Consider the following 20,629-nt stretch of genomic DNA (forward strand, 5'->3'; position numbering starts at 1 on the left):
ATGAGATATCCGGGCCCTGGCCTTGAGCCACGATTTAGATCACTTGTACAGATATTCACAGGAGGAAGCGCTTCCATTAATTCGTTTGTTTGACAAACAAAATTATGTCGGCGCAGCATACCAGGACACAAGCCCCACCCAACCCGCAATCGGAACCGCCGATTGCTGCTTCCAGCGCCCTTTTCCCGTGACGGCCTGCCACAGCCGCCGAAGGACCACCCATGCTGCCTGCCGACTCCCACAGCCCGGACACCCTGGACCTCGCGGCCATCCGCGCGCGGCACACCCTGCTGCTGCTGGGCCTGCTGTGGAATCGCGACCTGGCCCGCGTGGACATTTCCCGCGAACTGGGCCTGTCGCGCAGCGCGATCAGCTCCATCGTCACGGAACTCATCAGCGTCGGCCTGGTGCAGGAGGTCGGCACGCGCGGCACCGGCGGCGTCGGGCGGCGCGCCACCATGCTCAACCTCAACACCCGCGCCGCCGCGCTGCTCGGCATCGACCTGGGGGCCAGCCACCTGCGCGTGGACGCCCTGGACCTCCACTGCCGCACCCTCGCCACCCGCACCGTGCCGCACGACATCGCCCTGGGCCCCCAGCCCACCTACGACCTGCTGCGTGCCCTGAGCGCCGAGGTGCTCGCCGAGGCGCACCTCAGCGCCGCGCAGGTCGCCCTGGTCGGCGTGGGCATCCCCGGCCCCGTCGACCACGACACGGGCCGCGTCGTGCAGCCACCCAACATGCCCGGCTGGGACGGCGAGAACGTCCGCGCCGCCCTGCAGGACGCCCTGAACCTGGAAGTGCTCGTGGACAACGACGCCAACCTGGGCGCCCTGGCCGAGGCCCGCTTCGGCGCGCACCGCGGCATTCAGGACCTCATCTACGTGAAAGTCGCCACCGGCATCGGCGCGGGCGTCCTGCTCGGCGGGCGCCTGCACCGCGGCACGCGCGGCGGCGCCGGCGAGATCGGGCACATCAGCATCAACGAGCAGGGCCCCGTGGGCCGCAGCGGCAACCCCGGCAGCCTGGAAAGCTACGCCGCCGCGCAGGTCATCGAGCACCACGCCCGCAGCCTGCGCCTCCAGGGGCACCCCACCAGCCTCACGGAGCCCATCACCATCGAGGATCTGCTCGCGCAGGCCGGCACGGACCCCCTGGCCCGCGTCGTGTGGGAGGAAGCCGGGCATCACCTGGGCGTCGCCATCAGCACCACGCTGAACCTGTTCAACCCGGCCGCCGTCGTCATCGGCGGGCGCCTCTCCCAGGCGGGTGACGTGCTGCTGCGCGCCATCCGCGTCAGCGCCCAGAGCCGCACCATGCGCATCAACGCCGACCGCACCCGCATCGACCTGGGCACCCTCGGCCAGGACGCCGGGGTGCTGGGCGCCGGGGCCATGATGCTCGATTCCCTCTTCACCCCCCGGGGCCTGCCGCACCTGTACGGCATTGCCCGCATGAACCAGAACGCCCGTGACCTCGCGGGCAGCCGCGCCCCACCCCTGGCCCCCCGGCCCACCCAGACCCTGAACGCACCCGTTTCGCACGGAGGAACACCATGAAAAAAGCACTGCTGCTCGCCGCCGCCCTCGCCGTCACCACCAGCGCCTCTGCCGCTGGCAAACTCGAGATCTTCTCCTGGTGGTCCGGTGACGAGGGTCCCGCCCTGGAAGCCCTGATCAAGCTGTACAAGCAGAAGTACCCCAGCGTGACCGTGGACAACGCCACCGTCTCCGGCGGCGCCGGCACCAACGCCAAGGCCGTCCTGAAAACCCGCATGCTGGGCGGCACCCCGCCCGACAGCTTCCAGGCGCACGCTGGGCAGGAACTCATCGGCACCTGGGTTGTCGCCGGGCGCATGGAAGACCTCAGCAGCCTCTTCAAGAGCGAAGGCTGGGACAAGGTGTTCCCCAAGGACCTCGTCAAGCTGATCAGCCAGGGCGGCAAACCCTGGAGCGTGCCCGTGAACGTGCACCGCAGCAACGTCATGTGGTACAACCCCGCCAAACTCAAGGCCTGGGGCGTCACCGCACCCAAGACCTGGCCCGAATTCCTCAAGACCTGCTCCACCCTGAAAGCCAAGGGCGTCGCCGCACCCCTGGTCGTCGGTGAGAACTGGACCCAGCAGCACCTCTGGGAGAGCGTCATGATCGGTACCCTCGGCTCCGCCAACTGGGAGAACCTGTGGGCCGGCAAGCTGAAGTTCACCGACCCCAAGGTCGTGGGGGCGTTCACCACCTTCGGCAAGGTCATGGACTGCGCCAACAAGGACGCCAGTGGCCTGAGCTGGCAGCAGGCCAGTGACCGCATCATCGACGGCACCAGCGCCTTCAACGTCATGGGCGACTGGGCCGCCGGGTACTTCACCACCACCAAGAAACTCGCCCCGAACACCGGCTTCGGCTGGGCGCCCGCCCCCGGCACCACCAAGACCTTCGTGATGCTCGCCGACTCCTTCGGCCTGCCCAAGGGCGCCAAGGACCGCGCCGAGGCCCTGAACTGGCTGAAAGTCCTGGGCAGCAAGGCCGGCCAGGACGCCTTCAACCCACTCAAGGGCTCCATCGCCGCGCGCACCGACAGCGACCTGAGCAAGTACAACACGTACAGCAAGAGCGCCGCCGCCGACTGGAAGAGCAACAAGATCGTGGGCAGCATGGTGCACGGCGCCGTCGCCCCCGAAAGCTTCACCAGCGCCTTCGGCGCGATCATCGACCAGTTCGTCGCCAGCAAGAACAGCGCCGCCGCGGCCGCCGCCGCGCAGCAGCTGGCCGTACGCGCCGGCATCAGCAAGTAAAGCACCAGCCAGCGGTGCGCGGAATTCGGATGCGCGGTCAGCCGCGCGCCGCTTCCCGCGCACCGTCCCCTGTGAAAGGAGGCCCCGCATGAAAGGCCTGAGTAAAGACCGCCTGTGGTCCATTGCCGTTCTGACGCCCAGCATCATCCTGATCGCGGTGTTCGTGTACGGATTCATCGCGCGCAGCGTGTACGTCAGCATGACCGACTGGGGCAACGACCCCGCGCAGGCCCTGGCGCTCAACCCCATCATCCGCTTCACGGGCCTGACCAACTACCAGGACCTGTTCACCGGGTTCCTCCAGGGGCGCTTCCGGCAGGAGCTCGTCAGCACCATCTTCTTCACGCTGTTCTTCATCCTGGGGTGCCTGGGCCTGGGTCTGGGCCTCGCGCTCATCCTGGACCGCAACCCGAAAGGGGAGGGGCTGTGGCGCACCATCTTCCTGTTCCCCATGAGCCTGTCGTTCATCGTGACCGGCACCATCTGGCGCTGGATGCTGCAACCCCAGGGCGGCCTGAACCAGGCCCCCACCCTGTTCGGCGCGCAGCCCAGCAGCTTCGCGTGGCTGAGCAGCACCGACGCCCTGTGGAAATTCGACTGGAACAAACTGCCGCTGCTGACCGCCAGCGTCGTCGGCCTCGTGCTGGTCATCATGGCCGTGCGCGCCGCGCGGAGCGGGGACCGCACCCGCACCCTGGTCGCCGGCGGATGCGCCGCGCTGCTGTTCCTGTGGGCGCTGTTCATCGGGCCGAACGTCAAACTGCTGCCCGCGCCGGAACTGCACGGCTTCAACCTCGCCCTGATCGGCATCATCATCGCCGCCGTGTGGCAGATGAGCGGCTACACCATGGCCCTGTACCTCGCTGGTCTGCGCGGCATTCCCGAGGAACTCCGCGAGGCCGCCAAGGTTGACGGCGCCAATGACCTGGGCATGTACCAGCACGTCATCTTCCCGCTGCTGGCCCCCATCACCCTGAGCGCCATGATCGTCCTGGGGCACATCAGCCTCAAGATCTTCGACCTGGTGTACGCCATGGCGGGCCCGGACAACATCAACACCAGCGTCCCCGCGCTGAACATGTACCTCACCAGCTTCCGCCAGAACCAGTTCGCGCTGGGCGCCGCCATCGGCACCATCCTGCTCATCCTGGTGGCGTTCGTGATCGTCCCGTACCTCGCCTCCCAGTTCCGCACCGAGGAGGGCCACGCATGACGACAGGCGCCCCCATCAACGCCCCGGCCGCCGCACCCACCGCCGCGCCCCGCCGCCCCATCAAGCCCGGCCGCGTCATCATGTACGCCCTGCTCGTGCTGGCCGCCCTGTTCTTCCTGGTCCCGGTGTACCTGCTGGTCGCCACCGCCCTGAAAAGCCCGGACGCCATCAACCTCGCCACCACCTGGCACTGGCCCAGCGCCCTGAACTGGGCGAGCTTCAGCGACGCCTGGAACAAGATCGGCGGCAACGTCCTGAACAGCCTCTTCCTGGCCATCACCGCCACCCTGCTGAGTGCCCTGCTGGGCAGCCTGAACGGCTACGCCCTGAGCAAATGGAAGTTCCGCGGCGCCAACACCCTGTTCGCACTGATGCTGTTCGGGATGTTCATCCCGTACCAGGCCGTGCTGATCCCGCTGTTCCAGTTCATCAAGAGCCTCGGCCTGTACGGCAGCATCTGGGGCCTGATCCTGGCGCACGTCGTGTACGGCATTCCCATCACTACTTTGATCTTCCGCAACTTCTACGCCGACGTGCCCGATGCCCTGATCGAGGCCGCCACCATCGACGGCGCGGGCTTCTGGCAGATCTACGGCCGCGTCATCTTCCCGATCAGCATCCCAGGCTTCGTCGTCGTGATCATCTGGCAGTTCACGCAGGTGTGGAACGAATTCCTGTTCGCCGCCACCCTCACGAACACCTCCTCACAGCCCGTCACGTACGCCCTGTCCCAGCTGGCGGGTGGGCAGGCGGTCAGCTGGAACCTGCCCATGGCGGGCGCGATCCTCGCGGCGCTGCCCACCCTGCTCGTGTACATCCTGCTGGGCCGTTACTTCGTGCGCGGCCTGCTCGCCGGGTCAGTCAAGGGCTGAACCTCGGCCCCCCTCGCGCGCCCCGCACTCCGGTGTGGGGCGCGCGTTCACTTCACCTGGGCCACGTGCCGGCCCTTGCCGCTGCGTCCGATCCGGCCCTCGCGCATCAGCAGCCCCAGCAGGCTGTACGACAGGTAGTCCTTTGAGCCGCCGCCGTAGTCGCTGCGCAGGCCCAGCAGGCTGGCCACCTCGGCGTTCTTCACGCCGCCCGGGTTGGCCTGCGCGAACTCCAGCACGGCGTCCTTGAGCAGCGTCAGGCCCACCTGCGCCTTCTCCGGCACGCCGGCGGGCACCGTCAGGCCGGGCCGCTTCTTGCCGCCCAGGCCCGAGGGCAGCACGGTGTTCGTCAGGAGGCCGCCGCTGGCCTGCGTGCCGAACGCCGCGATCAGTTCCGCCTCCAGCCGCAGCGCCTCGGGTTCAGTCAGGTGCTCCACCAGATAGCTCACGAGGACCTGCGCGCCCGCCCCTTCGATCTCGCGGATGCGGTCACCCTTGGGGGTGTGGTCCGGGCGGATCAGGTGATCGTGGGCGCGCGTGCCGGTGCCCTTGCCGATGTAGAAGGGCCGCGCCGGATGCTGGCGCGGGTCCTTGAGGGCGTACACGTAGTACGGCTTGTCCGGCGTCACCTGGGCGTCCCGATCATCCGCTCCAGCATGCCAGGTCCGGGCCCCTGACCACGCCGCACCTCCGTTTACCCGCGCATGACGAAGTGTTCGATGATGGCGTGGTGGTCCTCGAAGAACAGTTCGGGGCTGGCCAGGATGTCACTCAGGGGCATCCAGAGGGCCTCGCTGGCGTCGCTGCCGCCGCTGAGGCGCGGGAGCTGCCCGATGCCGAGGTCGAAGTGGAAGGCGTGGGTGATGGTGCGGCCGCGCAGACTACGGTCGGGGTAGTCGAAGACCGCCTGGGCGCGCAGGGAGGCTTTCAGGTCGAGACCACTGCCCAGGCCGGTTTCTTCCTGGACCTCGCGGACGCAGCAGTCGAGGAGGGTTTCTTTCTGCTCCAGAAACCCGCCGGGCATGGCCAGGCGACCCCGGCCGGGCAGGCCGCCGCGCCGCACGAGGAGGACGTGGCCGCTGCGGGTGATGACGGCGTCGGTCGTGACGAAGATGGGGGGGTAGGGGGCGTCCTTCCAGGCGGCGCGGTAGCGGGCGAGGTACTCGTACTCGTCGCGCAGGTCGCGGTAGTCGGGGGTGGCCTGGAAGGCGGTCAGGAAGGCGTGGACGGTGGGGGGCACCATGCCCTGCACGGTGTCCAGGTGCCCCTCGAAGTAGGCGCGGCGGACGTCGGTGGCGCTGAGTGGGCTGACGACGTGGGTGGGGATGAATTCCCAGGCGGGGAAGGACCGCAGGTAGTAGCTGCTTTCGTCCTTGATGTGGCCGATGAGGGCGACGTCGCTGCTGCCGCGCGTGTGGGCCGTGACGCCGGCCTGCACCTCGCTGAGCCACAGGGCCTCGTTGTAGTAGTAGTCGCGGACGTGCACGAACAGCACGCGTGCCTTGGGGATGCCGGCGCTCTGGAGCATGGCGCTGATGAGGTCCTGGCGTTCCTCGGCGGTGAAGGGGTTTTTGATGTTGCGCGCGGCGCGGGCGCTGCCGATGACCACGATGAGTTTCTGCACGCTCTGGAGGGCTTCGAGCATGACGGCGAGGTGGGCGGCGTGGGGGGGTTCGAAGCGGCCGATGTACACCCCGAAGGTGCGGCGGCGGCGCGGGGTGGGGGAGGGCATGCTGGGCGTGGTCATACTCCTCACGTTGACACGGGTCGACCATGAAAAACATGAGTTGGGGTGCTGATTGCCTTGAACCGGGTGCAGCCGCCTCATCTGCCCAGACGGTCCGCGGCCCGGCAGCGTACGCTGAGGCATGACCCGCACCCTGCTGGCCGCCACCCTCCTCCTCTCCCTCGCCGCGCCCGCCGTGGCCGGGGGCGCCGCCGCCCCAAGCGCTCAGGTGCAGCCCGCCACGCCCGCCGCCGTCATGGCCGCCCTGAAGACCGCCGGGTACAAGGTCACCATGAACCCCACCGCCCCCGACCGTGACCCCAGCATGACCTTCACCAGCGGTGGGCACGAGGTGCAGGTGTGGCTCAGCGGCTGCAAGGCTGGCGTGTGCAGCCGCGTCACCGCCAGCACCTCCTGGGACTACAGCGACGCCGAGGACCTCGACACGGCCGTCCTGAACGACTGGAACAGCAACTACTACACCCAGGCGTACGCCTACGAGGGCAGCTACTACCTGGACAGCACCATGCCCATCCGCGGCGGCTACACCCAGGCGACCCTGAAAGCCTGGATCACCGAGTACCTGGAAGACGTGACCTACTTCGAGGACGAACTGCCCAGCGAGTAACCTGCGCACGTGCCCCGGCGCCCCCTGACGTGAAGAAAGTCGACAGGCCAGCTCAAGAGCGCTCAAGGCCCGGCAGGTCCGCCCCGCCCGGCCCGTCCGGCACACTGAGCGTCTGATGTCAGACATCAAGCACCTGGGGCAGCAAGCAGCCAGCAACCTGAAAACCGGCGCCCAGAGCGCGCAGGCGGCCGCCGCGCACGCCACCCACCACGCCGCGCCCTGGCTGGAAACCCTGGCCCGCGCCGGGTACGCCAGCAAGGGCGTCGTGTACGGCACCGTCGGCCTACTGGCCCTCAGTGTCGCGCTGGGCCGCGGCGGGGCCACCACCGACACCAAGGGCGCCCTGCTGCGCCTTCAGGACCTGCCCGCCGGGAACGTGCTGATGTGGCTGCTCACGCTGGGCCTGATCGGCTACGCCCTGTGGCAGCTGATCCGCGCCGCCCTGGACCCCGAAGGGCAGGGGCACGAGGCCAAGGGCATCGTGAAACGCGCTGGGTACACCCTCAGCGGCTTCGCGAACCTCGCCCTGGCGTTCTTCACGGCCCGGCTCGCCCTGCTCGGCAACGCCGCCCGCTCGCAGAACAGCGAGGATCAGGTGGCGGGCACCGTCCTGAACCTCCCCGGCGGGCAGGTGTGGCTGGCCCTGGGCGGCCTGATCCTGCTGGTCGTGGCGGGCAGTCAGCTGTACGTGGCGTACGGCGCGAAATTCATGAAACGCATGGCCTTCACGGATCTGCCGCAGCGCACCTGCGACGTCCTGAAACGCATCGGTCAGGTGGGCATCGCCTCGCGCGGCGTGCTGATGATCATCATCGGGGTGTTCGCGCTGCTGGCCGCCTGGCACCACAAGGCCAGCGAGACCGTGGGCATCAGCGAGGCCCTGACCTGGCTGCGCACCCAGCCCAGCGGGAACCTCCTGCTCGGCGCGGTCGCGCTGGGCACGCTGTGCTACGGCGTGTGGTGCGTCGTGCAGGCCCGCTACCGCCGCATCCGCCTGGAGGACGGGACCCGCAGCCACGACGCTGCCTGACCCGCCCCACCCGGCCCCGCCCGGCACGCGTGCCACAATCGCGCGTATGGCCCCCAACCCAAGCCGACAGGTGGCGCTGATCGCGCACGACAAGAAGAAACTCGAACTGGCCCTGTTCGCCCTGAACCACCGGGACGTGCTGGGCCAGTTTCACTTGGTGGCGACCGGCACCACCGGCGGCATCCTGGAAAAGCAGACGGGCCTGAGCGTCGAGCGGGTCCTGTCCGGTCCGCTGGGCGGCGACCAGCAGATCGGCGCGCGACTGGCCGAGGAACGCCTCGTGGCCGTGTTCTTCTTCCGTGATCCCCTGACCGCGCAGCCCCACGAGCCTGACGTGAGTGCCCTGGTGCGCCTGTGCGACGTGCACGACATCCCCCTGGCCACTAACCCCGCCAGTGCCGAGGCCCTGATGCTCTGGCTGCGCCAGCAGCTGGACGACCCGCAAGCCTAAAAAGCCCTGGCCCTGCACGGGACATCGGACGGCGGGAACCTCAAGAAACACGCAAGGTTGCCGCCTGCCCGCCGACGTGAGGCGCGCAGACCGCGCCGCCACAGCCGGCTACGGGCCTGGGGCGCCCGCCCGGCCCCTCCGACCCGGTGGTCAGGTGGCTTATATTGAACTCATGCGCGCCCCCGCGACGCCCTCACTGACGTCCGGTCTGCTGACCGACGTTGGTCGGCAGCGGCAGGGCGGCGTGAACCAGGACGCCGCCCTGGCCCTGGATCTGCCCCAGGGCGGCCTGTACGCCGTGGCCGACGGCATGGGCGGCCACGCCGCCGGGGAGCTCGCCGCGAACCTCGCCCTGGACGCCCTGAGCCAGAGTTACCTCGACGGGCGCGGCGCGCCGCCCGCCCGCCTCGCGCAGGCCGTGCAGGCCGCGAACCTCGCCGTGCTGCGGCACGCCGTGGGCGAGTACGTCGGCATGGGCACCACCCTGCTCGCCGCGCTGATCGACCGGGGCGCCCTGCTGATCGCGCACGTCGGCGACTCGCGCGCCTACCTGCTGCGCGGCCAGTCCCTGCACCGCCTGACCGAGGATCACTCCTGGGTGGCTGAACAGGTGCGTCTCGGCCACATGACCGAGGCCGAAGCGCGCGACCACCAGTGGCGCAGCGTCGTCAGCAACGCCCTGGGCGGCGAGGAACGCGTCCGGCTTGAACTGCACGGCCTGCCTACCCAGCCCGGCGACCGCCTGCTGCTGTGCAGCGACGGCCTGAGCGGCGTCGTCACCGACGAGGAACTCTGCGGCATCCTCGCCCGGCCCCTGCCGCCCGAAGCGACCGCGCGCCTGCTCGTGAACGCCGCCAACGACGGCGGCGGCCCCGACAACATCACGGCCCTGATCGTCGACATTCACCGTCCCTCGCCCGTCCCGACCTACCCCCTCCCCGCCCGGCGGGACGACGGCCCCATGTACATCGACGTGCTGCTCAGCACGCAGCGCGGCAACAGCCTCATGACCTACCTGCTGCTCATGATTGCCTACTTCACGCTGCTGGGCATCATGCTCATCCCCGAACGCCGCACCCTGATCGGCATGCTGGGCATCACGGTCCTGCTCAGCCTGCTGCTCGGCCAGCGTTTCATGCAGCAGCGGCGCACCCACAACCCCCTGGGCACCGCCGCCGCGAGCCTTAGCGGGGCGGCCCCCGCCGCCCCCCACGAACCCGGCGTCCGGCAGACCCGCTGAGCCGCGCACCGACCGCGCCGCGCCCGCTATGCTGCCGGTCATGAAAGACATCATCCAGACCCCGGACGCGCCCGCCGCCATCGGCCCGTACAGTCAGGCCACCGTCTTCGGGAACCTCGTCGTCACCAGCGGCCAGATCCCACTCACCCCCGACGGCACACTGGTCGAGGGCGGCATCACCGAACAGACCGAGCAGGTCATCGCGAACCTGAAAGCTGTCCTGGCTGCCGCCGGCACCGATCTCGCGCGGGTCGTGAAAACCACCGTGTTCCTGGCCGACATGAACGAATTCGCCGCCATGAACGCCGTGTACGAGGCGCACTTCCCCGCCCCCTACCCCGCCCGCAGCACCGTGCAGGTCGCCCGCCTGCCCCGCGACGTCCGCGTGGAGATCGAGGTGCTCGCCGAACGCCACTGACCGCTGCCGGCGAGTTCAGGGTCAAAGGGGCTGAGAGATTATTTCTCAGCCCCTTTGACCCTCAGCCGTTTCAGCTCTTACAGGCTGTACAGGTCCGTGTACTTCCCGCGCAGGTACGCCAGGTACGGCGCGGCGGTCATGCCCTGCCCGGTCGCGCGCACGACCAGCTCGTTCGGCGTGAACGTCCGGCCCGGCGCGTACACGTGCTCCCGCAGCCAGCCGTGCAGGCGCCCGAACTCGCCGCGCGCGATGTCCGCGTCCAGATCCGGGGTCGCGGCCTGCGCCGCCGCGAAGAACTGCGCGCTCAGCACGTTCCCCAGCGTGTACCCCTGGAACGCCCCACCGATCCCACCGCCGAACCAGTGCACGTCCTGAAGCACGCCGTCCACGTCACTGGGCGCGCGCAGGCCCAGGTTCGCGTCGTACGCCGCGTGCCACGCGTCCGCCAGGTCCGCCACCGCCAGCGTACCGCCCAGCAGCTGCCGCTCCAGCTCGTACCGCGTGATCACGTGCAGGTTGTACGTCAGCTCGTCCGCGTCCGTGCGGATCAGGCTGCGGCGCACCACGTTCACCGCGCGGAACATCTCCTCCTCGCTCACGTCCGCCAGCTGCTCCGGGAACGCGTCCCGCACCCGCCCGAACTGCCCCGCCCAGAACGCCCGCGAGCGCCCCACCAGGTTCTCCCACAGCCGCGACTGGCTCTCGTGCACTCCGGCACTCACCCCGCCGCCCAGCGGCGTGTCCAGCAGCGCCTCGGCCACGCCCTGCTCGTACAGCGCGTGCCCCGCCTCGTGCAGCGTCGAGTACAGCGCGTCCGTCGGGTCTGAAAGCTGCGCCCGCGTCGTGATCCGCACGTCCCGCGCGCCCAGCCGCGTCATGAACGGATGCGCCGTCAGGTCCTGCCGGCCCCGCGTGAAATCGTACCCGTACAGCCCCGCGATCTCCTCGGCCAGCCGCAGCTGCGCGGGCACCGGGTACGCCCGGAACAGGAAGTCCGTCCGGGGCGCCGGGGCCGCCTCCACCGCGTCCACCAGCGGCACCAGTTCGCGGCGCAACTCCGCGAACACCGCGTCCACCTGCGCGGCCGTCATGCCCTCATCGGACGCGTCCACGAAGTAATCCATCGGGTCCGTGAACTCCGGGAAGAACGCCGCGTTCTGCACGCTCAGGTCCAGCGTCCGCTCCAGCAGGGGCACCATCCGCGCCCAGTCATTCGCCGGGCGCGCCTCCACCCACGCCGCGTACGACTCGCCCGCATGCTGCGAAAACGCCCGCACGAACGCCCCCGGCATTCGCGTGGCCCGCTCGAAATTCCGGCGCGCCACCGCCAGCATCCGCGCGTCCACCGGGTCCAGGTCCAGCGCGCCCGCCTGATCCAGCAGCCGCCCGTACGCCGCGTCCGTGCCCCGCGCGTGCCGGATGCCCGACAGCAGCGCCTGCTGCCGCGCCCGCCCCGCCGCCCCACCCCGCGGCAGGTACGTACTCTGATCCCAGCCCAGCAGCGACCCAATCCCGCCCAGGTCCGCCAGGTCCTGCCAGTGCGCCCGCAGCGCCGCCCACGTCTCAGGTTGTGTCATGCCGAGCAGCCTACCGTGCGCTGCACCCCGCGCAGGTGCCACACTGCGTCCATGCCCACACCACTGCCGCTGGAGGACCTCATCACCCTGCCGGTCACCACCTGGCTGACCGTCTCGCCCGACGGCGAGCAGGTCGCGTACTACGACAACCGCAGCGGCCGCATGGAACTGTGCACCCTGCACCTGCGCACCCGCGAGCGCCGCCAGCATACTCGCGGGCAGGCGCCCGCCACGCCCCGCAGCGCCCCCGTCTGGAGTGCCGACGGCCAGACCCTGTACCTTGCGTGGGATGAGGACGGCAACGAACGCACCGCCCTGCACGCCCTGGCCCTGGATACCGGCGAACTGCGCGCCCTGCACCACCAGCCCGGCAGCATGGACTTCCCCGTGCACGCCCACCCGGACGGCACGCGCCTGCTCGTGAACTCCACGCGCGGCGGGCAGATGAACGTCTGGCAGTACGACCTCACCCGCAGCGGCGAGGACGCCTGGACGCCCCTGACCACCCAGCCCAACAGCACCCAGGCGGTCGCGTACAGCCCCGACGGGACGCGCATCAGCCTGAACACCAACGAGAGCCCCGACCTGCGCAACCTCGACGGGTACGTCATGAACGCCGACGGCACCGACCTGCGCCGCGTCCTGCACGCCCAGGAGGGTACCCGCGAGAGCGTCGGCCACTGGCACCCGAACGGCACGCACCTCACCGCTGCCAGCGACGCCGCCGGACACGGCCGCGCCGGACTGCTCGACCTGACCACCGGAGCCGCGCAGTGGTTCACGCCCGAAGGCGGCCCCGAGGAAACCCCAGGCCGCATCAGCCCCGGCGGCCAGTGGCTGAGCGTCACCCGCAACGCCGACAGCACCCTCACGCCCCTCCTGTACGACCTGCACACCGCCCAGCCCCGCGCGCTGCACCTGCCCCCCGGCCTCGCCGCCGGCACCCAGTTCGCCCTGGGCGACCAGCTCCTGACGCAGCACAGCACCACCACCACCCGCGCCGACGTGCTCCTGTACGACCTGCACACCGACACCACCAGCACCCTCATTTCCGCCGAGTACGGCCCCCTGAACCCCGCGCAGTTCACGCCCGGCCAGTACATTCACTACCCCAGCTCCGGCGATCAGGGCGACGTGCAGGTCCCCGCCATCCTCTACGTCCCCCAGGGCCTCGACCCGGCTGTCCGCCACCCCGCCCTCGTGCACGCGCACGGCGGCCCCACCGCGCAGTTCTTCCGGGCCTTCGACGACGAGGTGCAGTACCTCGTGAGCCTCGGCTACACCGTTCTCTGCCCCAACGTGCGCGGCAGCACCGGCTACGGCACCCCCTGGCGCGACGCGAACCTCAGAGACTGGGGCGGGCGCGACCTCCAGGACATCGCCGCCGCCGCCCAGTACCTCGCCACGCTCCCCCACATCGACCCCACCCGCATCGGCCTGTACGGCGGCAGCTACGGCGGCTACCTCTCCTACCTCGCGCCCGTCAAACACCCTGACCTGTTCAAGGTCGCCGTCCCCATCGTCGGCATCACCGACCTGCACCAGTTGCACGCCGACAACAGCCGCGACATTCCCCAGCTCGCGTACTACTTCCGCACCATGATGGGCCACCCCGACGAGAACGCCGACCTCTGGCGCGACCGCAGCGCCATCACCCACGCCGCGAACCTCAGGGCCCACCTGCTCATCCTGCACGGCGCCAACGATCCCCGCTGCCCCATCAACCAGGCCCGCCGCTTCCGCGACGCCCTCAACGCCACTGGGAAACACGAAGGCCAGGACTACGAGTACGTGGAATTCGACGATCAGGGTCACGGCACCGCCGACCCCGCCGCCCGCATCCGCACCACCCGGCTCATCGCGGACTACCTCCAGCGGCGCCTGTAAACACGCCATTCAGACTGCGCGACCTGGCGGATGCCCACGCCGCCCGCCCCGGCGCAGACTGACCGCATGACCGACCGCACCCTCTCCAAACGCCTGTCGTACCTGCTGCGGCACGCCCCGCACGAGGCCGGCCTGACCCTCGCGCCCGGCGGCTGGGTCCCCCTTGCGCCACTCCTCACGCACCTGAACGTCACCCGCGCGCAGGTCGAGGTGGTCGTCGCGGGCAGCGACAAGCAGCGCTTCAGCCTGCGCGGCGACCACATCCGCGCCAACCAGGGCCACAGTGTCCCCGTCGACCTGCAACTCGAACCCGCCATCCCACCCGCGCTGCTGTACCACGGCACGCACCCCGGAGCCCTGAACGCCATCTACCGTGAGGGCCTGCGGCCCATGAACCGCCACCACGTCCACCTGTCCAGCGACCCCGACGCCGCCCGGCAGGTCGGCGCGCGGCGCGGAACACCCCTGATCCTCACCATCCGCGCAGGGGAGATGCACGGCGCCGGACACGTGTTCTTCATCAGCGAGAACGGCGTGTGGCTGGTGGACGCTGTAGCCCCCAAGTACATTGACGGTGCATAAGACCTGGAAGTGCACTCTGGATGTGGGCGTGCTGGACGGCAGAAACCGGACCGCGCGGCAGGGGTTGACGCGGCCTGCATACCGGGGTATCCTTTTCTTATAACCGCCTAAGAAGGCGGGTTTTTTGTTTTTGGGTTGTTCTGCGTGGTGTTGCCCCACCCCCCAGCCCCCTCCCCCAGACTCTTAGAGCTGCGCAGCAGAGGGGCAGGGGGAGCTTACGTTGCACTGGGTAAGAGCTTCTACTTTGGCGGCGTGTTTGATTCGGGCAGTGACAGGGCCAGCCTCGACGCCATCCTGCCGTCACGGTGGCAGTCTGCGGTCGGCGCTTCGGTGGGCGGTGCGGGCCGCTGATTGACTGTTTGTCCGTTAGCTTCGGCTTGGGGTTCAGGTCATCTGTGGGCGCATGGTTTCCCGCTGCGGGCTACCCTTCCGGCATGGATCTCGCTGCTGTCCGCGCCGCCCTGCACTCCGCCACCCGCGTCGCCGTGCTGACCGGCGCGGGCGTCAGCGCCGAGAGTGGCATCCCCACCTTCCGGGACGCGCAGACCGGCCACTGGGCGCGCTTCCGGCCCGAGGATCTCGCCAGTCCGCCCGCCTACGCCCGCGACCCCGAGATGGTCTGGGAGTGGTACGCGGGCCGCTACCGGGACGTGCTGGCCACGCAGCCGAACGCCGCGCACCACCTCCTCGCGCAGCTGGAAGCGCAGAAGGGACCAGGGTTCTTCCTGGCCACGCAGAACGTGGACGGCCTGCACCACCGCGCAGGGAGCGGCACGCACGGCGGGCAGGTCGTGGAACTCCACGGCAACCTCCTCAGCGGCCGCGACGAGGTCACGGGGGAGACCTTCCCCCTCGCCGCGCCCGACCAGCTTGTCACGCCGCCCACCTCACCGTTGGGGAACCGCATGCGGCCCAACGTCGTCTGGTTCGGCGAATACCTCCCAGAGGACGCTCTGGAAGCCGCCCAGGACGCCTTCGCCACCGCCGAGGTCGCGCTGGTCATCGGTACAAGCGGCGCCGTGTACCCCGCTGCCGGACTGGCCGCCGAGACCCTGCGGCGCGGCGGGATCGCCATCGAGATCAACCCCACCGAGACCGAAATCTCGCACCAGATGACGTTCAACATTCGCGAGGTGGCATCGCGCGGGCTGGCCAGCCTGTTTCAGCCCGCGTAGGGGTTGGGCCGGGTGGCCTCCTGCGCCAGCCACTCGGCCCAAGTGCGGCCCACGCCGCTGAGGTCGGAGCGGGTCAGGGGCGTGAAGCGCCGCGCGGCCGGGACAGCCAGGACGCGGGTGCGCGCCCCGGTCGCGTCGGCCCAGGTGCGCGCCAGTTCCGGCAGGGGCAGCACCTGCGGCCCCACGATGTCCGGGGCGCGACCCTGTGGGGCGCCCAGCGCGACCTGGGCGATCTGCTGCGCGGCCGCGTAGACGTCCACGGGCTGGAGGGGCAGGCCCGGCAGCGGCAGCAGCGGCGCGCGGGTCAGGCGCGACAGCATGAACGCCACGAACTCGTGAAACTGCGTGGCACGCACCACCGTGCAGGGGACGCCGCTCCCTGCAATCAGCGCTTCCACCTGCGTCTTGGCGCGGTAATACGGGAACGCCCGCACCTGATCGCAGCCCACGATGCTCACGTACACGAGGTGCCGCACGCCCGCCTCTCGCGCCGCGGCGAGCAGTACGCCGGTCATGTCCACGTCCGCCTGCGGCCGGGACGGCTGGCTGGCCGCGTGAATCACGGTGCTCACGCCGCGCAGCGCGTCCGCGAGGCCCGCCCCGCTGCTCAGGTCGCCCTGCCGGTACGTGGGGCGCGGGTCGGCGTGGCGGGACAGAACGCGCACGTCCGCGCGGCCCTCCAGGGTGGGGAGCAGGGCGCGGCCCAGCACGCCGCTGCCTCCGGTAACGAGGATCGTGTTCATGAGGGAGCCTCCAAGGGGTGAGAGGGGAAGGTAACCGGCAGGCCGTTCACCTCAGCAGACAGGACGGCGCGCGGCGGATTGTCCCCCGCAGGGTGTCTGATCCCGCCCACAGTCGCCGGGTGGGAGGGTGCTAGGGTCAGGGCTGGCCCGCTTCCGGGTGGGCCGACTTCCTTCGGGGTGGGGTGAGAGTCCCTACCGGCGGTGATGGCGTGAGCCTCAGCCCGCGAAGCCCGCGCAAACTGCACCACGCGCAGGCCCGACCCGGTGCAACTCCGGGGCCGACGGTGTTCTGGCGGCACGTCAGGGTTCAGGCCCAGGCGTTCCCGCCTGTCAGTCCGGATGAGAGAAGGAGGAACGCTGCCCTGCCCCCCGGCGGGCAGCGACAGACCATGTATGAAGTGAATGCTCCACCCCCCGGGGTGGCGGCCGTCCTGTCAGCGGACGAGCGGTTCATGACGCTCGCGCTGTCAGAGGCGGCCAGAGGACTGGGCCGAACCGCGCCGAACCCACCCGTGGGCTGTGTGATCGTGCAAGGCGATGAAGTGGTGGGCCGAGGGTTCCACCCCAGGGTCGGTGAGTCGCACGCGGAGGTGTTCGCCCTGCGAGGCGCAGGTGCGCGGGCGCGCGGCGGGACGGCGTACGTGACGCTGGAGCCGTGCAGTCACCACGGCCGCACGCCACCCTGCGCGGACGCGCTGATCGCGGCGGGCGTGCGGCGCGTGGTCTTGGCGGCGCTCGACCCGAACCCGCGCGTCTCGGGGCGCGGCGTGCAAAGGCTCCGGGACGCCGGGATTGAGGTCACGGTGGGCGTACTGGAGGCTGAGGCCGTGCGCCAGCAGGCGGGCTTCCGCAGCGCCATGGTGCGGGGTCGCCCGTGGGTGGTGGCGAAGTACGCCATGACCCTGGACGGCAAGGTGGCCGCGCTGGGAGAAGGGAACGGCGCTGTGAGCGGCCCTGAGGCCCGCGAGCGCACCATGCGCTGGCGCAATGAACTGGACGCCCTCGCGATCGGCAGCGGCACGCTGGGTCTGGACGACCCGGCCCTGACGACGCGTGGCATGCCGGGTGGCCGTGACCCACGCCCGGTGGTGTTTGACCGCCGCGCTGCCAGTGACCCGCAGGCCCGCGCGTGGCGCGAGGAGGCCGTCCTCGTGACCGCTCCCGATAGCGACGTGGCCGCACATGAGGCTGCCGGGATCACTGTGCAGCGCGCCGGATCGCTTCCGGACGCCCTGAGCGGACTGGCGGGCCTGGGCATCAACAGTGTGCTGCTCGAAGGTGGCCCCACCCTCCTGAGTGCCTTCCTGAGGCAGGGTCTGGTGGACGAGGTGCGGGTTTTCGTGTCGCCAGCTCTCCTCGGCGCGGGCCTGAGTCCCCTGACCGGCCCCACGCGGCTCATGCACGAGGCGCAGGCGCTGCGGGACGTGACGGTCGAATCACTCGGCCCGGACGTCCTGATCACCGGCCTGCTGCACGACATCCCGCGCGTCTAACTTCTTCTCCCTTCCTGCGGGGACTCGCAGAGCCGCGCAGCGGAGGGTTGGGGTGGGGGGGCGTGTGACCACCACTTCCGCCCAATACGAGGTCACTACATGTTTACTGGAATCATCGAACAGGTGGGCGTCATTGCCCGCACCACCGAGCACGAGGGGAACCTGACCGTCACCATCCAGCCCGCGCGCATGTGGGCGGACGTGGAACTGGGTGAGAGCATCGCCGTCAACGGCACCTGCCTGACCGTGACCACCTGGGACGCGGCGGGCTTCACCGTGGACCTCAGCCGAGAAACCCTCGCCAAGACCGCCCCACACTGGCGCGAGGGCATGAAGGTGAACCTGGAGCGAGCCATGACCGCCCAGGCGCGTTTTGGCGGGCACGTGGTGAGCGGGCACGTGGACGGCGTGGGCACGGTCCTGCGCGTGGACGCCCAGCCCGGCGCATACACCATAACCGTGCGCACCGCGCCGCACCTCGCGCGCTACCTCGTGCCGAAGGGCAGCGTCACCGTGGACGGCGTGAGCCTGACCGTCGTGGACGCGGGCGGCCCGGCCGGCAGTCGCGCGGACCTGCGCCCGGACGAATTCACGCTGTGGCTCGTGCCGCACACGCTGGAGGTCACCACCCTACACACCTGGGCGGCGGGCACGCAGATGAATCTGGAGGCCGACCAGATGGCCAAGTACGTCGAGCGACTGATCCTGATGCGCGACTGGACGCCCGAACAGGAGGTGACGGTATGACCCTGGCCTCTATCCCTGACCTGCTGGCGGAACTGCGCGCCGGGCGCCCCGTGATCCTGGTGGATGACGAGAACCGCGAGAACGAGGGCGACCTCCTCATGCCGGCCGCCACGGCGACGCCCGAGTGGGTGAACTTCATGGCGCGCGAGGGACGCGGCCTGATCTGCGTGACCCTCACCCCCGAGCGGGCGCGGGCGCTGGACCTGACCCCGATGGTGGGGCAGAGCAGCGACCCGAACGGTACGGCCTTCACCGTCAGCGTGGACCACGTCAGCAACTCCACCGGCATCAGCGCCTTCGATCGCGCCGCGACCATCGCGGCCCTGATGGACGACGCGGCCAGGCCCGCCGATTTCCGCCGCCCCGGCCACATCTTCCCGCTGGTGGCGCGGCCCGGCGGTGTGCTGCGCCGCGCCGGACACACCGAGGCCGGCTGCGACCTCGCCCGGCTCTCGGGCTTCGCGCCGGTCGGTGTGATCTGCGAGATCATGAATGATTCCGGCGAGATGAGCCGCCTCCCGGACCTCCTCGCGTTCGGCGAACGGCACGGCCTGAAGGTCGGCAGCATCGAGGCGCTCATCTCGTACCGCATGGAACATGACCCCTTCATGCAGCTGGTGGCGGAAGCCCGGCTGCCCACCGAGTACGGCGAGTTCCGCCTTGTCGGCTTCAAGGACACCCTCAGCGGCGCGGAACACGTCGCGCTCGTCATGGGCGACGTCACCCCCGAGCCCCTCCTCGTGCGCGTGCACAGCGAATGCCTCACCGGGGACGGCTTCCACAGCCTGCGCTGCGACTGCGGCCCGCAACGCGACGCCGCCATGCAGGCCATCGCCGCTGAGGGCCGCGGCGTCCTCGTGTACCTCCGCCAGGAAGGGCGCGGCATCGGCCTGCTGAACAAGATCCGCGCCTACCACCTCCAGGACGGCGGCGCCGATACCGTCGAGGCGAACCTGCAACTGGGGTTCCCCGCCGACGCCCGCGACTTCGGCATCGGCGCGCAGATGCTCCATCTGCTCGGCGCGCGGCACCTGCGCGTCCTGACGAACAACCCCCGCAAACTCCACAGCTTAGGCGGCTTCGGCCTGGACGTCGTCGAACGCGTGCCCCTCCACGTCGGGCACAACGAACACAACACCGCGTACCTCAACACTAAGGCCGCGAAACTCGGCCACATCGGCACCGACGGCAGCGGGGATTAAGCCGGCGAGACCCTGCCAACCCAGATGTCTTTCGGCCGTTCCCGCAGGAGACGCACAGCTATGTCCAGCATCTCATCTACCGTGTGTTGCAGAGCTTCCTCGCCAACGAGGTGTTGCACGTCATCGAGAAAGAATCCCCTCTGAACGAAGTCACAAACTTCAAGAGAGCAACTCTTCTTCTCTAGAAGATGAAGGTAGGCCGGTTTAAACAGCTCGCTCTCTGCTGCGATGGGTGCCATGACGCCCTGCCGAATGGCGTAGAGAAGGCCAACACCATGAGTCAACACCCACCGCTCCAAATCGACTGAAGATTGAAAGATCAGTTGAAGCTCCGCAGCTTCTGTCATCTCGCGCAATATCCCATAAGGAGAATCACCATGAACCGAATTGAAGCCAACCTGCTCGCCACCGACCTGAAGTTCGCTGTTGTCAGCACCCGCTGGAATCACCTGATCGTGGACCGTCTGGTGGATGGGGCAGAGCTGGCGTTCGTGCAGCACGGTGGGAAGACGGAGAACCTGGATCATTTCCTGGCGCCAGGCAGTTACGAGGTGCCGCTGATTGCCCGCAAACTGGCGGAGAGCGGGAAGTATGACGCGGTGGTGTGCCTGGGGGCCGTCATCAAGGGCGACACGGACCACTACGATTTCGTGGCGGGCGGCGCGGCGAACGGCATCCTGAACACCAGTCTGCATACGGGGGTGCCGGTGGCGTTCGGCGTGCTGACGACGGACACGGTCGAGCAGGCCCTGAACCGCGCGGGGATCAAGGCCGGGAACAAGGGTGCGGAGGCGGTGCTGGCGATGATCGAGACCGTGAACCTGCTGAAGCAGATCGGGTAAACGGGGGCGGTGCGG

At 69.5% G+C, this 20,629-nt stretch carries 21 protein-coding genes and 1 riboswitch; of the genes, 16 read left to right on the plus strand and 5 right to left on the minus strand.

Features of this window, described 5'->3' with window-relative positions; all coding sequences use genetic code 11:
- Positions 1-221 precede the first annotated feature (221 nt).
- From IEY63_RS06995 to IEY63_RS07010, 4 genes are all read left to right on the plus strand, one after another.
- Entirely contained in the window at positions 222-1,559 is a 1,338-nt protein-coding gene (locus tag IEY63_RS06995) for an ROK family protein (RefSeq protein ID WP_189068283.1), read from the plus strand.
- Positions 1,556-2,791 (plus strand): ABC transporter substrate-binding protein, encoded by a 1,236-nt coding sequence (locus tag IEY63_RS07000; protein ID WP_189068284.1) that lies wholly within the window; start codon positions 1,556-1,558, stop codon positions 2,789-2,791. Before IEY63_RS06995 ends, IEY63_RS07000 begins: the two co-directional genes overlap by 4 nt.
- A gap of 88 nt (positions 2,792-2,879) precedes the next feature.
- Positions 2,880-4,004, plus strand: coding sequence for a carbohydrate ABC transporter permease (locus IEY63_RS07005; RefSeq protein ID WP_189068285.1), 1,125 nt, complete (start codon positions 2,880-2,882; stop codon positions 4,002-4,004).
- Positions 4,001-4,876 (plus strand): carbohydrate ABC transporter permease, encoded by an 876-nt coding sequence (locus tag IEY63_RS07010; RefSeq protein WP_229784542.1) that lies wholly within the window; start codon positions 4,001-4,003, stop codon positions 4,874-4,876. The genes IEY63_RS07005 and IEY63_RS07010 overlap by 4 nt, the downstream gene beginning before the upstream one ends.
- Before the next feature lie 47 nt (positions 4,877-4,923).
- On the opposite strand, the gene IEY63_RS07015 is transcribed toward IEY63_RS07010, so the two are convergent.
- Positions 4,924-5,502: a GIY-YIG nuclease family protein gene (locus IEY63_RS07015; protein ID WP_189068286.1), complete on the minus strand. Its 579-nt coding sequence runs from the start codon at positions 5,500-5,502 to the stop codon at positions 4,924-4,926.
- A gap of 65 nt (positions 5,503-5,567) precedes the next feature.
- Positions 5,568-6,620 carry a bifunctional nicotinamide-nucleotide adenylyltransferase/Nudix hydroxylase gene (locus tag IEY63_RS07020; RefSeq protein WP_229784543.1) on the minus strand — a complete coding sequence of 351 codons (1,053 nt, stop codon included), beginning with the start codon at positions 6,618-6,620 and terminating at the stop codon, positions 5,568-5,570.
- Positions 6,621-6,741: 121 nt separating this feature from the next.
- Here IEY63_RS07020 and IEY63_RS07025 point away from each other — a divergent pair, with 121 nt between their 5' ends.
- The 5 genes from IEY63_RS07025 (at position 6,742) to IEY63_RS07045 (ending at position 10,366) form a co-directional block, all read left to right on the plus strand.
- Positions 6,742-7,227 carry a YbjN domain-containing protein gene (locus IEY63_RS07025; protein ID WP_189068287.1) on the plus strand — a complete coding sequence of 162 codons (486 nt, stop codon included), beginning with the start codon at positions 6,742-6,744 and terminating at the stop codon, positions 7,225-7,227.
- A 115-nt stretch (positions 7,228-7,342) separates the two neighbouring features.
- Positions 7,343-8,257 (plus strand): DUF1206 domain-containing protein, encoded by a 915-nt coding sequence (locus tag IEY63_RS07030; RefSeq protein WP_189068288.1) that lies wholly within the window; start codon positions 7,343-7,345, stop codon positions 8,255-8,257.
- Positions 8,258-8,303: 46 nt separating this feature from the next.
- Positions 8,304-8,708, plus strand: a complete 405-nt coding sequence (locus IEY63_RS07035; RefSeq protein ID WP_189068289.1) for a methylglyoxal synthase — start codon at positions 8,304-8,306, stop codon at positions 8,706-8,708.
- A gap of 172 nt (positions 8,709-8,880) precedes the next feature.
- Complete coding sequence (locus IEY63_RS07040; RefSeq protein ID WP_189068290.1) at positions 8,881-9,948, plus strand: PP2C family protein-serine/threonine phosphatase; 1,068 nt, start codon at positions 8,881-8,883, stop codon at positions 9,946-9,948.
- 40 nt (positions 9,949-9,988) lie between these two features.
- Positions 9,989-10,366, plus strand: a complete 378-nt coding sequence (locus IEY63_RS07045; RefSeq protein ID WP_058978236.1) for a RidA family protein — start codon at positions 9,989-9,991, stop codon at positions 10,364-10,366.
- A 77-nt stretch (positions 10,367-10,443) separates the two neighbouring features.
- Here the strand turns inward: IEY63_RS07045 and IEY63_RS07050 are convergent, their stop codons facing one another.
- Entirely contained in the window at positions 10,444-11,943 is a 1,500-nt protein-coding gene (locus tag IEY63_RS07050; RefSeq protein WP_189068291.1) for a carboxypeptidase M32, read from the minus strand.
- A gap of 51 nt (positions 11,944-11,994) precedes the next feature.
- On the opposite strand from IEY63_RS07050, the gene IEY63_RS07055 reads away from it, so the two are divergent.
- The 3 genes from IEY63_RS07055 (at position 11,995) to IEY63_RS07065 (ending at position 15,587) form a co-directional block, all read left to right on the plus strand.
- Positions 11,995-13,830, plus strand: coding sequence for a S9 family peptidase (locus tag IEY63_RS07055; RefSeq protein WP_189068292.1), 1,836 nt, complete (start codon positions 11,995-11,997; stop codon positions 13,828-13,830).
- A 66-nt stretch (positions 13,831-13,896) separates the two neighbouring features.
- The gene (locus IEY63_RS07060; RefSeq protein ID WP_189068293.1) at positions 13,897-14,412 is read left to right on the plus strand and encodes an RNA 2'-phosphotransferase; all 516 of its coding nucleotides are present in this window, start codon (positions 13,897-13,899) and stop codon (positions 14,410-14,412) included.
- Positions 14,413-14,846: 434 nt separating this feature from the next.
- Positions 14,847-15,587, plus strand: a complete 741-nt coding sequence (locus IEY63_RS07065; RefSeq protein ID WP_189068294.1) for an SIR2 family NAD-dependent protein deacylase — start codon at positions 14,847-14,849, stop codon at positions 15,585-15,587.
- Here IEY63_RS07065 and IEY63_RS07070 read toward each other — a convergent pair.
- On the minus strand, positions 15,575-16,330 hold the full coding sequence (locus IEY63_RS07070; protein WP_189068295.1) for an SDR family oxidoreductase: 756 nt from the start codon (positions 16,328-16,330) through the stop codon (positions 15,575-15,577). The two genes, IEY63_RS07065 and IEY63_RS07070, sit on opposite strands and share 13 nt — an antisense overlap.
- Before the next feature lie 164 nt (positions 16,331-16,494).
- Positions 16,495-16,685, plus strand: a riboswitch (FMN riboswitch).
- A 34-nt stretch (positions 16,686-16,719) separates the two neighbouring features.
- Between IEY63_RS07070 and ribD the strand changes: the two genes are divergently transcribed.
- From ribD to IEY63_RS07085, 3 genes are all read left to right on the plus strand, one after another.
- A complete protein-coding gene (gene ribD / locus IEY63_RS07075) occupies positions 16,720-17,823 on the plus strand; it encodes a bifunctional diaminohydroxyphosphoribosylaminopyrimidine deaminase/5-amino-6-(5-phosphoribosylamino)uracil reductase RibD (protein WP_268239647.1) in 1,104 nt (367 codons plus the stop codon).
- Between the two features lie 99 nt (positions 17,824-17,922).
- A complete protein-coding gene (locus IEY63_RS07080; RefSeq protein ID WP_189068296.1) occupies positions 17,923-18,570 on the plus strand; it encodes a riboflavin synthase in 648 nt (215 codons plus the stop codon).
- Positions 18,567-19,772 (plus strand): bifunctional 3,4-dihydroxy-2-butanone-4-phosphate synthase/GTP cyclohydrolase II, encoded by a 1,206-nt coding sequence (locus IEY63_RS07085; RefSeq protein WP_189068297.1) that lies wholly within the window; start codon positions 18,567-18,569, stop codon positions 19,770-19,772. The genes IEY63_RS07080 and IEY63_RS07085 overlap by 4 nt, the downstream gene beginning before the upstream one ends.
- On the opposite strand, the gene IEY63_RS07090 is transcribed toward IEY63_RS07085, so the two are convergent.
- On the minus strand, positions 19,769-20,119 hold the full coding sequence (locus tag IEY63_RS07090) for a DUF3969 family protein (protein WP_189068298.1): 351 nt from the start codon (positions 20,117-20,119) through the stop codon (positions 19,769-19,771). The genes IEY63_RS07085 and IEY63_RS07090 overlap by 4 nt on opposite strands.
- Positions 20,120-20,149: 30 nt before the next feature.
- Between IEY63_RS07090 and ribH the strand changes: the two genes are divergently transcribed.
- Positions 20,150-20,614: a 6,7-dimethyl-8-ribityllumazine synthase gene (ribH, locus tag IEY63_RS07095; RefSeq protein ID WP_189068299.1), complete on the plus strand. Its 465-nt coding sequence runs from the start codon at positions 20,150-20,152 to the stop codon at positions 20,612-20,614.
- Positions 20,615-20,629 lie beyond the last annotated feature (15 nt).

Origin of the sequence: Deinococcus radiotolerans, assembly GCF_014647435.1 — a bacterium.
Taxonomy (GTDB): Bacteria; Deinococcota; Deinococci; order Deinococcales; family Deinococcaceae; genus Deinococcus; species Deinococcus radiotolerans.

What these genes read in the sequence shown, in the direction of transcription:
- IEY63_RS06995 (WP_189068283.1), top strand. Translation starts at nt 222, where the DNA reads ATGCTGCCTGCCGACTCCCACAGCCCGGACACCCTGGACCTCGCGGCC.
- IEY63_RS07000 (WP_189068284.1), top strand. Translation starts at nt 1,556, where the DNA reads ATGAAAAAAGCACTGCTGCTCGCCGCCGCCCTCGCCGTCACCACCAGC.
- IEY63_RS07005 (WP_189068285.1), top strand. Translation starts at nt 2,880, where the DNA reads ATGAAAGGCCTGAGTAAAGACCGCCTGTGGTCCATTGCCGTTCTGACG.
- IEY63_RS07010 (WP_229784542.1), top strand. Translation starts at nt 4,001, where the DNA reads ATGACGACAGGCGCCCCCATCAACGCCCCGGCCGCCGCACCCACCGCC.
- IEY63_RS07020 (WP_229784543.1), bottom strand. Translation starts at nt 6,620, where the DNA reads ATGACCACGCCCAGCATGCCCTCCCCCACCCCGCGCCGCCGCCGCACC.
- IEY63_RS07025 (WP_189068287.1), top strand. Translation starts at nt 6,742, where the DNA reads ATGACCCGCACCCTGCTGGCCGCCACCCTCCTCCTCTCCCTCGCCGCG.
- IEY63_RS07030 (WP_189068288.1), top strand. Translation starts at nt 7,343, where the DNA reads ATGTCAGACATCAAGCACCTGGGGCAGCAAGCAGCCAGCAACCTGAAA.
- IEY63_RS07035 (WP_189068289.1), top strand. Translation starts at nt 8,304, where the DNA reads ATGGCCCCCAACCCAAGCCGACAGGTGGCGCTGATCGCGCACGACAAG.
- IEY63_RS07040 (WP_189068290.1), top strand. Translation starts at nt 8,881, where the DNA reads ATGCGCGCCCCCGCGACGCCCTCACTGACGTCCGGTCTGCTGACCGAC.
- IEY63_RS07045 (WP_058978236.1), top strand. Translation starts at nt 9,989, where the DNA reads ATGAAAGACATCATCCAGACCCCGGACGCGCCCGCCGCCATCGGCCCG.
- IEY63_RS07050 (WP_189068291.1), bottom strand. Translation starts at nt 11,943, where the DNA reads ATGACACAACCTGAGACGTGGGCGGCGCTGCGGGCGCACTGGCAGGAC.
- IEY63_RS07055 (WP_189068292.1), top strand. Translation starts at nt 11,995, where the DNA reads ATGCCCACACCACTGCCGCTGGAGGACCTCATCACCCTGCCGGTCACC.
- IEY63_RS07060 (WP_189068293.1), top strand. Translation starts at nt 13,897, where the DNA reads ATGACCGACCGCACCCTCTCCAAACGCCTGTCGTACCTGCTGCGGCAC.
- IEY63_RS07065 (WP_189068294.1), top strand. Translation starts at nt 14,847, where the DNA reads ATGGATCTCGCTGCTGTCCGCGCCGCCCTGCACTCCGCCACCCGCGTC.
- IEY63_RS07070 (WP_189068295.1), bottom strand. Translation starts at nt 16,330, where the DNA reads ATGAACACGATCCTCGTTACCGGAGGCAGCGGCGTGCTGGGCCGCGCC.
- ribD (WP_268239647.1), top strand. Translation starts at nt 16,720, where the DNA reads ATGTATGAAGTGAATGCTCCACCCCCCGGGGTGGCGGCCGTCCTGTCA.
- IEY63_RS07080 (WP_189068296.1), top strand. Translation starts at nt 17,923, where the DNA reads ATGTTTACTGGAATCATCGAACAGGTGGGCGTCATTGCCCGCACCACC.
- IEY63_RS07085 (WP_189068297.1), top strand. Translation starts at nt 18,567, where the DNA reads ATGACCCTGGCCTCTATCCCTGACCTGCTGGCGGAACTGCGCGCCGGG.
- IEY63_RS07090 (WP_189068298.1), bottom strand. Translation starts at nt 20,119, where the DNA reads ATGACAGAAGCTGCGGAGCTTCAACTGATCTTTCAATCTTCAGTCGAT.
- ribH (WP_189068299.1), top strand. Translation starts at nt 20,150, where the DNA reads ATGAACCGAATTGAAGCCAACCTGCTCGCCACCGACCTGAAGTTCGCT.